At 69.4% G+C, this 15076-nt stretch carries 19 protein-coding genes; 1 reads left to right on the forward strand and 18 read right to left on the reverse strand.

The annotated features are described in order from the left end of the window. The first annotated feature begins 87 nt into the window (after positions 1-87). Positions 88-1083: a type I pantothenate kinase gene (coaA, locus tag ABT238_RS01840; protein WP_350561943.1), complete on the forward strand. Its 996-nt coding sequence runs from the start codon at positions 88-90 to the stop codon at positions 1081-1083. An 81-nt stretch (positions 1084-1164) separates the two neighbouring features. Here the strand turns inward: coaA and glmM are convergent, their stop codons facing one another. The 18 genes from glmM to rpsE all read right to left on the reverse strand — a co-directional run bounded on the left by glmM (position 1165) and on the right by rpsE (position 15070). After that, a complete protein-coding gene (gene glmM / locus ABT238_RS01845) occupies positions 1165-2529 on the reverse strand; it encodes a phosphoglucosamine mutase (protein WP_350561941.1) in 1365 nt (454 codons plus the stop codon). 170 nt (positions 2530-2699) lie between these two features. Then, positions 2700-3203: a 30S ribosomal protein S9 gene (gene rpsI / locus ABT238_RS01850; protein WP_030300426.1), complete on the reverse strand. Its 504-nt coding sequence runs from the start codon at positions 3201-3203 to the stop codon at positions 2700-2702. A gap of 46 nt (positions 3204-3249) precedes the next feature. Then, complete coding sequence (gene rplM, locus ABT238_RS01855) at positions 3250-3693, reverse strand: 50S ribosomal protein L13 (RefSeq protein WP_030055846.1); 444 nt, start codon at positions 3691-3693, stop codon at positions 3250-3252. A gap of 206 nt (positions 3694-3899) precedes the next feature. Then, positions 3900-5576: an ABC-F family ATP-binding cassette domain-containing protein gene (locus tag ABT238_RS01860; protein WP_350561939.1), complete on the reverse strand. Its 1677-nt coding sequence runs from the start codon at positions 5574-5576 to the stop codon at positions 3900-3902. A 41-nt stretch (positions 5577-5617) separates the two neighbouring features. Beyond that, positions 5618-6553: a tRNA pseudouridine(38-40) synthase TruA gene (gene truA / locus ABT238_RS01865; protein ID WP_350561937.1), complete on the reverse strand. Its 936-nt coding sequence runs from the start codon at positions 6551-6553 to the stop codon at positions 5618-5620. An 86-nt stretch (positions 6554-6639) separates the two neighbouring features. Then, positions 6640-7122, reverse strand: coding sequence for a 50S ribosomal protein L17 (rplQ, locus tag ABT238_RS01870; protein WP_350561935.1), 483 nt, complete (start codon positions 7120-7122; stop codon positions 6640-6642). 127 nt (positions 7123-7249) lie between these two features. Then, complete coding sequence (locus ABT238_RS01875; RefSeq protein WP_030055844.1) at positions 7250-8272, reverse strand: DNA-directed RNA polymerase subunit alpha; 1023 nt, start codon at positions 8270-8272, stop codon at positions 7250-7252. Positions 8273-8403: 131 nt separating this feature from the next. After that, the gene (rpsK, locus tag ABT238_RS01880; protein ID WP_030232513.1) at positions 8404-8811 is read right to left on the reverse strand and encodes a 30S ribosomal protein S11; all 408 of its coding nucleotides are present in this window, start codon (positions 8809-8811) and stop codon (positions 8404-8406) included. Positions 8812-8883: 72 nt separating this feature from the next. Continuing rightward, positions 8884-9264 (reverse strand): 30S ribosomal protein S13, encoded by a 381-nt coding sequence (gene rpsM / locus ABT238_RS01885; protein ID WP_344338008.1) that lies wholly within the window; start codon positions 9262-9264, stop codon positions 8884-8886. 173 nt (positions 9265-9437) lie between these two features. Continuing rightward, entirely contained in the window at positions 9438-9551 is a 114-nt protein-coding gene (gene rpmJ / locus ABT238_RS01890) for a 50S ribosomal protein L36 (protein ID WP_003956441.1), read from the reverse strand. Positions 9552-9584: 33 nt separating this feature from the next. Further along, entirely contained in the window at positions 9585-9806 is a 222-nt protein-coding gene (gene infA, locus ABT238_RS01895) for a translation initiation factor IF-1 (RefSeq protein WP_003956442.1), read from the reverse strand. Positions 9807-9978: 172 nt separating this feature from the next. Next, positions 9979-10404 (reverse strand): large conductance mechanosensitive channel protein MscL, encoded by a 426-nt coding sequence (mscL, locus tag ABT238_RS01900; RefSeq protein ID WP_350561933.1) that lies wholly within the window; start codon positions 10402-10404, stop codon positions 9979-9981. A 143-nt stretch (positions 10405-10547) separates the two neighbouring features. After that, a complete protein-coding gene (gene map / locus ABT238_RS01905) occupies positions 10548-11387 on the reverse strand; it encodes a type I methionyl aminopeptidase (protein WP_350561931.1) in 840 nt (279 codons plus the stop codon). 129 nt (positions 11388-11516) lie between these two features. Continuing rightward, positions 11517-12170 (reverse strand): adenylate kinase, encoded by a 654-nt coding sequence (locus ABT238_RS01910; protein WP_350561929.1) that lies wholly within the window; start codon positions 12168-12170, stop codon positions 11517-11519. After that, on the reverse strand, positions 12170-13480 hold the full coding sequence (gene secY, locus ABT238_RS01915) for a preprotein translocase subunit SecY (RefSeq protein WP_350561927.1): 1311 nt from the start codon (positions 13478-13480) through the stop codon (positions 12170-12172). Before secY ends, ABT238_RS01910 begins: the two co-directional genes overlap by 1 nt. A 329-nt stretch (positions 13481-13809) precedes the next feature. Continuing rightward, positions 13810-14262, reverse strand: a complete 453-nt coding sequence (gene rplO / locus ABT238_RS01920; RefSeq protein WP_255752515.1) for a 50S ribosomal protein L15 — start codon at positions 14260-14262, stop codon at positions 13810-13812. Between the two features lie 2 nt (positions 14263-14264). Next, the gene (rpmD, locus tag ABT238_RS01925; protein ID WP_030055835.1) at positions 14265-14447 is read right to left on the reverse strand and encodes a 50S ribosomal protein L30; all 183 of its coding nucleotides are present in this window, start codon (positions 14445-14447) and stop codon (positions 14265-14267) included. Further along, entirely contained in the window at positions 14447-15070 is a 624-nt protein-coding gene (rpsE, locus tag ABT238_RS01930) for a 30S ribosomal protein S5 (RefSeq protein ID WP_350542294.1), read from the reverse strand. Before rpsE ends, rpmD begins: the two co-directional genes overlap by 1 nt. Positions 15071-15076: the final 6 nt, after the last annotated feature.

The raw sequence follows: 15076 nt of genomic DNA on the forward strand, positions 1-15076 counted from the left end.
AAGGGCGCTCCGAACGCCCCATTCGCACGGTTCGCCCGCAGGCCGTGACCGACACCACAACCACCCCGAACGGCGCTACGGCCCACAATGGAGCATGTGCTGACCGAACTCTGTACGCGGGGCGACACCACACCCGGCCCCTCGCCGTCCCCCTACGTGGACCTCAGCCGGGCCGAGTGGAGCGCGCTGCGCGAGCGTACGCCGCTGCCGCTGACCGCCGAGGAGGTGGAACGCCTGCGCGGCCTCGGCACCGCCCTGGACCTCGACGAGGTCCGGGACGTCTACCTGCCGCTGTCCCGGCTGCTGAACCTCTACATCCACGCCACGCACGAGCTGCGCGGCACGCTGGGCACCTTCCTGGACACCCCGGACACCGAGCGCACCCGCACCCCGTTCATCATCGGCGTGGCCGGCTCGGTCGCGGTCGGCAAGTCCACCACCGCCCGCCTGCTCCAGGCGCTGCTGGCCCGCTGGCCCGAGCACCCCCGGGTCGAGCTGGTCACCACCGACGGCTTCCTGCTGCCCAACGCCGAGCTGCGCCGGCGCGGCCTGATGGCCCGCAAGGGCTTCCCCGAGTCCTACGACCGCCGGGCGCTGACACGCTTCGTCGCGGACGTGAAGGCCGGCAAGGAGCGGGTCACCGCGCCGGTCTACTCGCACCTGGTGTACGACATCGTGCCGGAGCAGCGGCTCACCGTGGAGCGCCCGGACATCCTGATCGTCGAGGGCCTGAACGTGCTCCAGCCGGCCCTGCCCGGCACCGACGGCCGCACCCGCCTGGCGGTGGCCGACTACTTCGACTTCTCCATCTACGTCGACGCCCGCACCGACGACATCGAGAGCTGGTACCTGGACCGGTTCCGCAAGCTGCGCGAGACCGCCTTCCAGGACCCGAACTCCTACTTCCGCCGCTTCACCGAGGTGCCGGAGGAGGAGGCGATGGAGTACGGCCGCCAGGTCTGGCGCACCATCAACCGGCCCAACCTGCTGGAGAACGTGCTGCCGACCCGCGGCCGGGCCACCCTGATCCTGCAGAAGGGCCCGGACCACAAGGTCCGCCGGGCGCTGCTGCGCAAGCTCTGAGGGAACGGCCGGAAGGCCCCCGCCGCGGACGCCCGCGGCGGGGGCCTTCCGGTGTGCGTGCGCCCGGTCAGCCCGGCCCGGTCAGCCCAGGTGGGTGCGGACCGCCTCGGCCAGCTTCTCGGCGACGGACCGCGCCTGCACCTCGTCGGCCGCCTCGACCATCACCCGCACCAGCGGCTCGGTGCCCGACGGCCGCAGCAGCACCCGCCCGGTGGCGCCCAGCTCGGCCTCGGCCGCGGCGACCGCGGCGGACAGCTCCACGCTGGTGTTCACCCGGCCCTTGTCGACGCCCTTGACGTTGATCAGCACCTGCGGCAGCCGGGTCATCACGGCGGCCAGGTCCGCCAGCGGCTGCTTGGTCGCCGCCAGCCGGGCGCCCAGCATCAGGCCGGTCAGCGTGCCGTCGCCGGTGGTCGCGTGGTCCAGCAGGATGACGTGGCCGGACTGCTCGCCGCCCAGCGCGAAGCCCTGCTCCTTCATCGCCTCCAGCACGTACCGGTCGCCGACGGCGGTCTCGACGAGCTCGACGCCCTCGCGCTCCATGGCCAGCTTGAAGCCCAGGTTGGACATCACGGTGGCGACCGCGGTGTTGCGGCGCAGCGTGCCGGCCTCCTTCATGGCGACGGCCAGGATCGCGATGATCTGGTCTCCGTCCACCTCGTTGCCGTCCGCGTCGGCGGCCAGGCAGCGGTCGGCGTCGCCGTCCAGCGCGATGCCGAGGTCGGCCGCGTGCTCGCGCATGGCGGTGCGCAGCCGGTCCAGGTGGGTGGAGCCGACGCCGTCGTTGATGTTGAGGCCGGTGGGCTCGGCGCCCAGGGTGTGCACGACCTCGGCGCCGGCCCGGGCGAAGGCCTCGGGGGCGACGTACGCGGCCGCGCCGTGCGCGCCGTCGATGACGACCCGGATGCCGTCCAGGCGGTTGGGCAGCACGCCGATGAGGTGGGCGACGTACTTGTCGAAGCCCTCGGTGTACTCGCGGACCCGGCCGACGGCGGCGCCGGTCGGGCGGTTCCACTCCTCGCCGCCCGCCGCGTGCTTGTGGTAGTGGGCCTCGATGGCGTCCTCGATGCGGTCGTCCAGCTTGTGGCCGCCGCGGGCGAGGAACTTGATGCCGTTGTCCGGCATCGCGTTGTGGCTGGCGGAGAGCATCACGCCGAAGTCGGCGCCGAGCACGCCGGTGAGATAGGCCACCGCAGGGGTGGGCAGCACACCGACCCGCAGGACGTCGACACCCGCGCTGGCCAGGCCGGCGATGACCGCGGCCTCCAGGAACTCGCCCGAGGCGCGCGGATCGCGGCCGACCACCGCGACCGGCCGGTGGCCGTCGAAGGCCCCCGCCTCACCGAGCACATGCGCCGCCGCGACCGACAGGCCGAGCGCCAGCTCCGCCGTCAGTCCCTCGTTGGCCACACCGCGCACGCCGTCCGTACCGAAGAGTCGTCCCACTGTCCCGTCCTCCATCGCCGCAATGCCTTGCAGTGAATCCGATCGAATCCCCGGGCTCCGCACAATGGCCGGGGAACACGACGCCCCGGAGTACACGGGGTACTCCGGGGCGTGTAGAGCGCATCCGGGGGCGTGCACCACCAGGGCGGTACGCACCCCCGGGGGCGCAATTAGCGCTTGCTGTACTGCGGCGCCTTGCGGGCCTTCTTCAGACCGGCCTTCTTGCGCTCGACGGCGCGGGCGTCACGGGTCAGGAAGCCGGCCTTCTTGAGGGCGCCGCGGTTGTTGTCCACGTCGGCCTCGTTCAGGGCACGGGCCACGCCGAGGCGCAGCGCGTAGGCCTGGCCGGACACGCCGCCGCCGGTGATGCGGGCGACGACGTCGTAACGGCCGTCCAGCTCCAGGAGCTTGAAGGGCTCGTTGACGGTCTGCTGGTGCACCTTGTTGGGGAAGTAGTTCTCCAGGGTGCGACCGTTGATCTTCCACTGCCCGGTGCCCGGGACGATGCGCACGCGGGCGATCGCCTCCTTGCGACGGCCGAGGCCGGCGCCGGGGACGGCCTCGCCGAAGCGGCCGGCCAGGGACTCGGAGGTGTAGCTCTCCTCGGAGGTGTACTCGCCCTCGACGACAGTCTCGTCGAAGTCGACCTCAAGGGTTTCGGTGGTCTCGGCCACGGTGTTCCTCAGCTCTTTTCAGTGTTGGGGGGCTAGGTGGCCGGAATTACTGCGCGACCTGGGTGATCTCGAACGGCACCGGCTGCTGGGCAGCGTGCGGGTGCTGGTCGCCCGAGTAGACCTTCAGCTTGGAGAGCATCTGGCGGCCCAGGCTGTTCTTGGGGATCATGCCCTTGATGGCCTTCTCGACGGCCTTCTCCGGGTTGTTGGCCAGGAGGTCGTCGTAGCGGACCGAGCGGAGACCGCCCGGGAAGCCGCTGTGGCGGTACGCCAGCTTCTGGGTCTTCTTGTTACCCGACAGGTGCACCTTGTCCGCGTTGATGATGATGACGAAGTCACCGGTGTCAACGTGCGGCGCGTAGATCGCCTTGTGCTTGCCCCGGAGGAGGTTGGCGGCCTGGGAGGCCAGGCGGCCGAGCACGACGTCGGTCGCGTCGATGACGTGCCACTGACGCTGGACGTCGCCGGGCTTGGGGCTGTACGTACGCACGGTCGTAGCCTTCGCTTTTCAGTGAGTGAGTCCTGACAGGAGCACCTGGAGGAGGGATCAGCCTGGCCGCCTTGGACGCAATTCAAGGGGGAGCCGCTGGTCGTCGACCCGATGTCTCCGGCGTACCGACCTCTCACGTGAGATAGAGCGAGCCAATACGCACATCAAGCGCCCAGGCTACCGGGAGGCGACGGGCGGGTCAAAATTCATCGGCGATCCCGCTCGACCCGGGTGACGTCCCAGACCGGCTCGGCCGACTCGTAGACCCGGCCGTCGGCGCCGAACACCAGGAACCGGTCGAAGGTCTTGGCGAACCAGCGGTCGTGGGTGACGCACATCACCGTGCCGTCGAAGGCCTCCAGACCGGCCTGCAGCGCCTCGGCGCTCTCCAGGTCCAGGTTGTCCGTCGGCTCGTCGAGCAGCAGCGCGGTGACGCCGGACAGCTCCAGCTTGAGGATCATCAGCCGGGCCTGCTGGCCACCGGACAGCGACTCGAACTTCTGCTCCTCCTGGCGGTCCAGCTCGTAGCGGCGCAGCGCGCCCATCGCGGCGCCGCGGCTGAGCGCGTGCTCCTCCTCGATGATCGAGCGCACCGTACGGCCGAGCAGCTCGGGGTGGGCGTGGGTCTGCCGGAAGTGGCCGGGCACCACGCGGGCGCCGAGCTTCCAGCTTCCGGTGTGGGCGACCGTCTCGTCCCCGGCCAGCAGCCGCAGCAGGTGCGACTTGCCGGCGCCGTTGGCGCCGAGCACACCGATCCGCTCGCCGTAGAAGACCTCCAGGTCGAAGGGCTGCATCAGGCCGGTGAGCTCCAGCCGCTCCATGGTGAAGGCGCGCACGCCGGTGCGCCCGCCCTTGAGCCGCATGGTGATGCTCTGCTCGCGCGGCGGCGCCTCCGGCGGGCCGGCGTCCTCGAACTTCTTGAGCCTGGTCTGCGCGGCCGCGTACCGGGAGGCCATGTCGTGGCTGATCGAGGCGGCCTGGCGCAGGGTGACGACCAGCTTCTTGAGCTTGGCGTGCTCCTCGTCCCAGCGCCGGCGCAGCTCCTCGAAGCGCTCGAAGCGGGCCTTGCGGGCCTCGTGGAAGGAGTCGAAGCCGCCGCCGTGCACCCAGACGCTGGAGCCGGCCGCGCCGGACTCGACGCTGATGATCTTCTCGGCGGTGCGGGAGAGCAGCTCGCGGTCGTGCGAGATGAACAGCACGGTCTTCGGGGTGGCCTTGATGGCCTCCTCCAGCCAGCGCTTGCCCGGGACGTCCAGGTAGTTGTCCGGCTCGTCGAGCAGCAGCACCTCCTCGGGGCCGCGCAGCAGCGCCTCCAGCACCAGCCGCTTCTGCTCACCGCCGGAGAGCGTGTTCAGACCGCGCCACTGGGCCTTGTCGAAGGGCACCCCGAGGGCCGCCATGGTGCAGACGTCCCAGTCGGTCTCGTAGTCGTAGCCGCCGACGTCGGCCCAGTCGGAGAGCGCCTGGGCGTAGGCCATCTGCGTCTTCTCGTCGTCCTGGGCGATCATCGCCAGCTCGGCGGCGTCGACCGCGCGGGCCGCCTTGGCGATCCGCTCGGGGGCGACGGAGACCAGCAGGTCGCGCACCGAGGCGTCGGCGGGCAGCGCGCCGGGGCCGCCCTCGTCGTCGGCCCGGCGCTGCTCCTCGCGGCCGGTGGTCCCGACGAACTGGCGCATCACGCCGAGCCCGCCGCTGATCGTCACCGAGCCGCCGTGCGGCTGGAGGTCGCCCGCGATCATGCGCAGCAGGGTGGTCTTGCCCGCGCCGTTGGCGCCGACCAGCGCGACCGCCGCGCCCTCCCCCACCCGGAAGGACGCGTCGTCGAACAGCACCCGCCCGTCCGGCAGGTAGTACTCCAGGTGCGAAATCTCGACGTGTCCCATGGGGGCGATTGTCCCAAGCGACCGCCCCGGACCAAAACCGATTAACCGTCCGCCGGCCGCGGGCCCGCCCCGGGGGCGGCGGCGCCCGGCAGGGTGCGCATCCGGCGGGCGGCCCGGCTGCGCTCGGCGAGCTGGTCGTCCGCCGGGTAGCCGACCTCCTCCAGCGTCAGCCCGTAGGGCCGGATCACGTTGACGGCGGAGTTGCGCACGCCGCCGGCCAGCACCTCGCCGGGGAACTCCACCGGCCGGTGGCCGTCGCCGACCAGCAGCATCGCGCCGACCAGCGCCCGCACCATGTTGTGGCAGAAGGCGTCGGCCCGGACGGTGGCGACCGCGAGCGAGCCCTCCTGGGCGGCGTAGACGTCGACCGGGACGCGGTCCCAGTGCAGCTCCAGCAGGGTGCGGATGGTGGTCGCGCCCTCGCGCTTCTTGCAGTAAGCGGCGAAGTCGTGCTCGCCGAGCAGCAGCTTCGCGGCGGCGTTCATCCGGTCCAGGTCCAGCGGCCGGTCGTGCCAGAGCACGTGGCCGCGCAGCAGCGGGTCGACGCCACCGGGGTGGTCGGCGACCCGGTAGGCGTACCGGCGCCAGACCGCCGAGAAGCGGGCGTCGAAGCCGGCCGGGGCCTCGGCCGCCCGGTAGATCCGGACGTCGCCGGGCAGCCGCCCGGCGAGCCGGCGCAGCAGCTTCTCGCCGTGCTGGGCCCACAGCTCGGCGGGCAGGTCGACGTGGGCGACCTGGCCGCGGGCGTGCACGCCGGCGTCGGTGCGGCCGGCCACGGTGAGCGGGAACGGCTCGGAGCTGCGGGTGACGACCTGCAGAGCGGTCTCGATCTCCTCCTGGACCGTCCGGCGGCCGCCCTTCTGCCGGGCCCAGCCGGAGAAGTCGGCGCCGTGGTACGCGAGGTCGAGCCGGATCCGGACGTACCCGTCGGCCGGGCCGTCCTTGACCGGCGGCCGCTCGGCGCAATCGTTGACCACTGCTGTTACTCCCAGTTCTCCGGAAACGAGGAACGGGCCCGCTCCCCCATCGCTGGGAGAGCGGACCCGCGGCACACCTAACGGTGTCAGGCCTGCTCGGCGGCCTCGGCCTCGTCGGCCTTGGTCTCGGTGGCCTCGACCTTGGCGTCGGCCTCCTTGACGGCACGCTTGGTGGCGGCCTCGGCCTCGCCGACGGCGGTCTGCGCGACGGTCAGCGCCTCGACCAGCTCGATCACGGCCATCGGGGCGTTGTCGCCACGACGGGGACCGATCTTGGTGATGCGGGTGTAGCCACCCGGGCGGTTCTCGTAGCGCGGCGCGATCTCGGTGAAGAGGGTGTGCAGCACCGAGATGTCGGTGATGGTCTTGCGCACCAGGCGACGGTTGTGGATGTCGCCCTTCTTCGCCTTGGTGATCAGCTTCTCCGCCAGCGGGCGCAGGCGGCGGGCCTTGGCCTCGGTGGTGGTGATGCGGCCGTACTGGAACAGCTCACGGGCCAGACCGGCGAGCAGCAGGGGCTCGTGGGACGGGCCGCCGCCGAGGCGGGCACCCTTGGTGGGACGCGGCATGGAATTACTCCTCGAATCTCCGACTGCGGCCGTACCAGGTACCGCAGCGGGCGTACGGGCACGGTGCCCGCACGGCTTTCACGACGACGGGGGCGGTTCCGGGGAACCGCCCCCGCGGTCAAGTCTTTCAGTACTGCTCGGTCTCCGCGTAACCCGCGTCGTCCAGGTCGTCGGCGCCGAAGGCGTCGGCGGCGGCGGTCGGGTCGAACCCGGGCGGGCTGTCCTTGAGGGCCAGGCCCATGCCGGCCAGCTTCGCCTTGACCTCGTCGATCGACTTCGCGCCGAAGTTGCGGATGTCGAGCAGGTCGGCCTCGGAGCGGGCGACGAGCTCACCCACGGTGTGGATGCCCTCGCGCTTGAGGCAGTTGTAGGAGCGGACGGTGAGCTCCAGCTCCTCGATCGGCAGCGCCAGGTCGGCGGCCAGGGCGGCGTCCGTCGGGGACGGGCCCATGTCGATGCCCTCGGCGTCGATGTTCAGCTCGCGGGCGAGGCCGAACAGCTCCACCAGGGTCTTGCCGGCCGAGGCCATGGCGTCGCGCGGACGCATGGCGGGCTTGGTCTCGACGTCGACGATCAGCTTGTCGAAGTCGGTCCGCTGCTCGACACGGGTGGCCTCGACCTTGTAGGTGACCTTCAGCACGGGGCTGTAGATCGAGTCGACCGGGATGCGGCCGATCTCCTGGCCGGAGGCCTTGTTCTGCACGGCGGAGACGTAGCCGCGACCGCGCTCGACGGTCAGCTCCATCTCCAGCTTGCCCTTGCCGTTCAGGGTGGCGAGGACCAGCTCGGGGTTGTGCACCTCGACACCGGCCGGCGGCGCGATGTCGGCGGCGGTGACCACACCCGGGCCCTGCTTGCGCAGGTACATCACGACCGGCTCGTCGTGCTCCGAGGAGACGACCAGCTGCTTGATGTTGAGGATGAGGTCGGTGACGTCCTCCTTGACGCCCGGCACGGTGGTGAACTCGTGCAGGACACCGTCGATGCGGATGCTGGTGACAGCGGCACCCGGGATCGACGACAGGAGCGTGCGACGCAGAGAGTTGCCGAGGGTGTAGCCGAAGCCCGGCTCCAGCGGCTCGATCACGAACCGCGAGCGGAACTCGTCGACGACCTCTTCGGTCAGCGAGGGACGCTGAGCGATCAGCATGTTTTCAGATCCTCCAGTGATCTTCGGCACCCACTATTTGATGCCGAACAGAACCAGCGTACGGGGTCCCGCACGAAACGGGACCCCGTACGAGGTTTAAAGCAGAACCCAGCGTGCCCGAAGGCGCTGCGTCAGACGCGGCGGCGCTTCGGCGGACGGCAGCCGTTGTGCGGGGTGGGGGTGACGTCCTGGATCGAGCCGACCTCGAGGCCGGTGGCCTGGAGCGAGCGGATCGCGGTCTCGCGGCCGGAGCCCGGACCCTTCACGAAGACGTCGACCTTGCGCATGCCGTGCTCCTGCGCGCGACGGGCAGCGGCCTCGGCGGCCATCTGCGCGGCGAACGGGGTGGACTTGCGCGAGCCCTTGAAGCCGACGTGGCCGGCGGAGGCCCAGGAGATCACGTTGCCCGCGGGGTCGGTGATCGAAACGATGGTGTTGTTGAACGTGCTCTTGATGTGCGCGTGGCCGTGAGCGACGTTCTTCTTTTCCTTGCGGCGGATCTTCTTCGCGCCGGCAGCCTGACGACCCTTGGGGGGCATAAGTCTGTTCTCCTACTGAGGTGGTCGGTCCGCTGACCCGCGGGCCGGAGGGATGTCCGGTTACGGGACGGACTACTTCTTGCCCGGCTTCTTCTTACCGGCGATCGCGCGACGCGGGCCCTTGCGGGTACGCGCGTTGGTGTGGGTGCGCTGACCGCGGACCGGCAGGCCGCGGCGGTGACGCAGACCCTCGTAGCAGCCGATCTCGACCTTGCGGCGGATGTCGGCGGCCACCTCGCGGCGGAGGTCACCCTCGACCGTGAAGTTGGCGTCGATGTACTGGCTCAGCTTGACCAGGTCTTCCTCGGCGATGTCGCGAACGCGGACATCCGGGTTGACGCCGGTCTCGGCGAGGGTCTGCTGGGCGCGGGTACGGCCGATGCCGTACACGTAGGTGAGGGCGATCTCGATCCGCTTCTCACGGGGGAGATCAACGCCGGCGAGGCGTGCCATTCAAGGCTCCTGTGGTTCTTCAGAGGTCTGGCGTGCCACCTACTCCGACACCTCACGGTGAGGGAGCCCCGGCCTCTGACCGGGGGCGGCAGTCCGTCCGGGGGACGGATCGGGTGGCCCGCTTATGACGTTTTCGCGTCGCGCGAAGTACTACGAGAAATGCTGGGGGACGATCAGCCCTGGCGCTGCTTGTGGCGCAGGTTGTCGCAGATCACCATGACCCGGCCGTGACGGCGGATCACCTTGCACTTGTCGCAGATCTTCTTGACGCTCGGCTTGACCTTCATGCTTCAGGTTCTCCGGGTCTAGATCTGACGTTCTTACTTGTAGCGGTAGACGATCCGGCCGCGCGTGAGGTCGTAGGGGCTGAGCTCCACCACGACCCGGTCGTCCGGCAGGATGCGGATGTAGTGCATGCGCATCTTGCCACTGATGTGCGCGAGGACCTTGTGACCGTTCTGCAGCTCGACCTTGAACATCGCGTTCGGAAGAGACTCGATCACGGTGCCCTCGATCTCAATGGCGCCTTGCTTCTTAGCCATGAACTGCGAGATCCACCTTCCGGGACCGGCTACCGTATGCGGAACGCTCGTGCGAACCTGGGTCCACCCCGACCCCGGCGAGGGGGAAGAGGGCGTGCTGGAGCACGCTACGAGTGAGCCGACGGTCCATCCTACGCCAGCGCCCGGGCTGCTCCAAAACGGGGGTACCCGATCAGCGGGCGACCGGAACGGTCAGCGGCTCCACGTGGGCGGTGCAGGCCGAGCAGCGGCGGGCGGCCTCGGGGATCTCGGTCAGGCACTCGGGGCACGGGCGCTTCGGGGTCTTCGGCTTCTTCGGCATGTAGCGGGCGGTGGCCTTGGTCACCGGCAGGACGACGCAGAAGTACAGCACGGCCGCGGTCATGAGGAACGCGATCAGCACGTTGAGGAACTGCCCGTACGGGAAGGTCACGCCGGCGATGGTCGCCTTGTAGGAGCCGAAGTCGCCCGCGGCACCGACCACCACGCCCACCAGCGGGGTGAGGAAGGCGGAGACGAAGCCGGTGACCACCGCGGTGAACGCGGCGCCGATCACCACACCGACCGCCATGTCGACGACGTTGCCGCGCATCATGAAGTCGCGGAATCCCTTGAGCACTGCTCTCTCCTGCTCGCTCGTAGCCACTGCCGGCGCATAAAAATAGGACAAAAGCCCTGGAAGTCCAAACTCCCAGGGCCCTGATCCCTTGTCAGCAGCGGCTGCTGATCACGTCGAGCCGCTCCCGCGCGAGTCCCGCGCGACTACGCCAGCGGGTCCGGCGCGGCCGTCACACCCAGCCTGGCCAGCATCTCCTTGCCGCCGTCGAAGGCGGTCAGCACGACCGGTCCCTGCTCGGTGACGGCCACCGAGTGCTCCCAGTGCGAGGCCCAGGTGCCGTCGTTGGTGACGACGGTCCAGTCGTCCTCCAGCACGCTGGTGTGCGGGGTGCCGAGCGAGACCATCGGCTCGATCGCCAGCACGGTGCCGGGGATCAGCTTCGGGCCCTTGCCCCGGCCGCGCTCGACGTAGTTCAGCACGTGCGGCTCCATGTGCATCGCGGTGCCGATGCCGTGGCCGCCGTAGCCCTCGGTGATGCCCCACTTGCCCTTCGGCGGCAGCGGCTGGCGGCGGATGTAGCCCTCGATCGCCTTGGAGACGTCGACCAGGCGGTTGCCCTTCTTCATCTGGGCGATGCCGGCCCACATGGAGCCCTCGGTGACCTTGCTCAGCATCTCGACCTCGGGGGCGACCTCGCCGACCGCGACGGTGATCGCCGCGTCGCCGTGCCAGCCGTCCAGGATCGCGCCGCAGTCGATCGAGATGAGGTCGCCCTCCTGCAGCACCCGCTCGCCGGGGATGCCGTGCACGACCTCGTTGTTCACCGAGGCGCAGATCACGCCCGGGAACCAGAGGCCGCCGTGGTGGGCCCGGAAGTTCGAGGTGGCGCCGTGGCCGGTGATGACCTTGTCGGCGATGTCGTTGAGCTCCTGGGTGGTGATGCCCGGGGCGACCGCCTCCCGGCATGCCTTGAGCGCCTCGGCGACGACCAGCCCGGCCGCTCGCATCTTCGCGATCTGCTCGGGGGTCTTGATCTCCACCATCTGGTCACGCCTTCCTTGGGTACCCGCCCGGTCCTTGCCGGGCGGCCGTGCACTCGTTCCACCGTACGACGCCGTACGGCCGCGCTGCCCTGGAGCGGGCAGCGCGGCCGTACGGACGTCGCTAAGAAATCAGCTGTCCTGCTTCAGCGCCTCGATCGCGCGCCGGGTGACCTCGTCGACCTTGCCGAGGGCCGGGATCGTGGCGATCAGGCCCTGCTGGCGGTAGTAGTCGATGATCGGCTCGGTCTCCGTGTGGTAGACCTCCAGCCGGGTGCGCACGGCCTCCTCGGTGTCGTCCGAGCGCTGGTACAGCTCGCCGCCGCACTCGTCGCAGACGCCCTCGGTCTTCGGCGCGTTGTAGTCCACGTGGAAGACGTGGCCGCCGTCGTTGCGGCACAGCCGGCGGCCGGCGATCCGGCGCACGACCTCGTCCTCGGGGACCTCCAGGTCGAGCACGCCGTCGAGCTTGATGCCCTGCTCGGCGAGGAACTCGTCCAGTGCCTTGGCCTGGCCCAGGTTCCGCGGGAAGCCGTCCAGCAGGAAGCCGTGGGCGGCGTCCTCCTGGAGCATGCGGTCCTTGGCCATCCCGATCGTGACCTCGTCGGGCACCAGGCGGCCCGCGTCCATGTAGCTCTTGGCCTCGACACCCAGCGGGGTGCCCTGACCGATGTTGGCGCGGAACAGGTCGCCGGTGGAGATGTGGGGGATGGACAGGGTCTTGGCGAGCAGGTGCGCCTGAGTACCCTTCCCGGCCCCGGGGGGTCCGACGAGGACGATACGCATCAGCGGAGGAACCCTTCGTAATTGCGCTGCTGGAGCTGGCTCTCGATCTGCTTCACAGTTTCGAGTCCGACGCCGACGACGATGAGCACGCTGGTGCCGCCGAACGGGAAGTTGGTCTGCTGTCCGAAGGCGACCAGGGCGATCATCGGGATCAACGCGATCAGGCCCAGGTAGAGCGAACCCGGCCACGTGATTCGGGTGAGCACGTAGTTCAGGTACTCGGCCGTCGGGCGGCCGGCCCGGATACCCGGGATGAACCCACCATACTTCTTCATGTTGTCGGCAACTTCTTCGGGGTTGAAGGAGATGGCGACGTAGAAGAAGGCGAAGAAGACGATCAGCAGGAAATAGGTGGCCATGTAGATCGGGTGGTCACCGCGCACGAAGTGCTGGTTGATCCACACCGCCCAGCCTGCCTGGCTGTTGGTCAGCTGGACCACGAGAGCCGGGATGTACAGCAGCGACGAGGCGAAGATGACCGGGATGACACCGGCCTGGTTCACCTTGAGCGGGATGTAGGTCGACGTCCCGCCGAACGCCCGGCGCCCGATCATCCGCTTCGCGTACTGGACCGGGATCCGGCGCTGGGCCTGCTCGACGAAGATGACCAGCATCACAACGATGACGCCGATCGCGATGACCGAGAGGAACTCGACCCAGCCGCCGCCGATGGTGCCGGACTGCTTGATCGCCCACATCGAGGTGGGGAACTGCGCCGCGATCGACGTGAAGATCAGCAGCGACATGCCGTTGCCGATGCCGCGGTCGGTGATGAGCTCGCCGAGCCACATGATCACCGTGGTGCCGGCGGTCATGGTCAGGACCATGACCGCGATCCGGAAGACGCCGGTGTCCGGCACGATCTGGTTCGCGTAGACACAGCCCGAGAACAGGGCGCCGCTGGACGCGGTCGCCACGATGCCGGTGCCCTGGAGCACCGCCAGCGCGATGGTCAGGTACCGGGTGTACTGGGTGATCTTCGCCTGGCCGGCCTGGCCCTCCTTCTTCAGCGCCTCGAGTCGTGGGATCACGACGGTGAGGAGCTGGAGGATGATGCTCGCCGTGATGTACGGCATGATGCCGAGGGCGAAGATCGTCAGCTGGAGCAGTGCGCCACCGGAGAACAGATTCACCAGCCCGAACAGGCCGTTGTTCTTGGTCTCCTTGATGCAGGCGTGAACCGCCTCGAAGTCGACCCCTGGTACGGGAACGTGCGAGCCCAGCCGGAACAGCACCATGATGCCCAGCGTGAACAGCAGCTTCTTGCGCAGGTCGGGCGTCTGGAACGCCCGCGCGAACGCACTGAGCACGGTGCCTCCTGCGCCTCCCGCGCGTCGTCGGCGGGAGGGTCGGTCCTGAATGGGGAGTTTGCGGTTCGGGCTCCCGTACAGACGGCACAGGCGAGCCTACGCGCAGCCTACAAGGGAACTCCACGGACTCTAACAGTGCACGGCCACTCGAAAGAAGCGCGTACGGCCGCTCCCCCACTCACGGGGTACGGGATGCCCGGATTTGCCACACAAAAGAACGAGAGCCCCGCCACCGCATTCCGGCCGTCCGCGCACGGAAACACCGGGAAACGACGCGAGCCCCGCGCCTCCCGGAACGGGAGACGCGGGGCTCGCTCGGGTCAGCGGGCTCAGACGAGCTCGGTGACGGTACCGCCGGCGGCGGTGATCTTCTCGGCGGCCGAGCCGGAGACGGCGTCGACCGTCACCTGCAGGGCAACCGAGATCTCGCCGGTGCCGAGCACCTTGACGAGGGAGTTCTTGCGAACCGCGCCCTTGGCGACCAGGTCCTCGACGGTGACCTCGCCACCCTGCGGGTAGAGCTCGGCCAGCTTGTCGAGGTTGACAACCTGGAACGTGATCTTGAACGGGTTCTTGAAGCCCTTCAGCTTCGGCAGACGCATGTGGAGCGGCATCTGGCCACCCTCGAAGCGCTGCGGAACCTGGTAGCGGGCCTTGGTGCCCTTGGTACCACGACCGGCGGTCTTACCCTTGGAGCCCTCACCACGACCCACACGGATCTTGTCGGTCTTGGCACCCGGGGCGGGACGCAGGTTGTGGATCTTGATCGGGTTGTCGCCCATGATCAGTCCACCTCCTCAACCGTCACCAGGTGACGGACCGTGTGGGCCATCCCGCGGATCTCGGGACGGTCCTCCTTCACCACGACGTCGTGCATCCGCTTGAGGCCAAGCGAGCGCAGGGTGTCGCGGTGGTTCTGCTTGCTGCCGATGTACGACTTGGTCTGCGTGATCTTCAGGCGAGCCATCAGGCGCTCACCCCGGCAGCGGCACGGGCACGCAGCAGACCAGCCGGAGCCACGTCCTCGAGCGGCAGGCCACGGCGGGCCGCGACCTCCTCGGGACGCTGGATCTGCTTGAGCGCGGCAACGGTGGCGTGCACGATGTTGATCGCGTTGTCCGAGCCGAGCGACTTCGACAGGATGTCGTGAACGCCGGCGCACTCCAGGACGGCGCGCACCGGACCACCGGCGATAACACCGGTACCGGGGGCGGCGGGCTTCAGCAGCACGACGCCGGCGGCCTTCTCACCCTGGACGGGGTGAGCGATGGTGCCCTGGATACGGGGAACCTTGAAGAAGTTCTTCTTGGCCTCCTCAACGCCCTTGGCGATGGCGGCCGGAACCTCCTTCGCCTTCCCGTAACCGACACCCACGGTGCCCTCGCCATCGCCCACCACGACCAGCGCGGTGAAGGAGAAGCGACGACCACCCTTGACAACCTTGGCGACGCGGTTGATCGCGACGACGCGCTCGACGTAAGCGGTCTTCTCGACGGCGGGGGCGTTGCCCCGGTCGTCGCGCTTACGGTCGCGCCGCTCGCCACCGGTGCCGCCGCCGGCGCCGCTACCGCGGCGCTGGGGTCCAGCCATTGGAAT

The organism is Kitasatospora sp. NPDC001527 (genome assembly GCF_040298605.1).
GTDB lineage: Bacteria > Actinomycetota > Actinomycetes > Streptomycetales > Streptomycetaceae > Kitasatospora.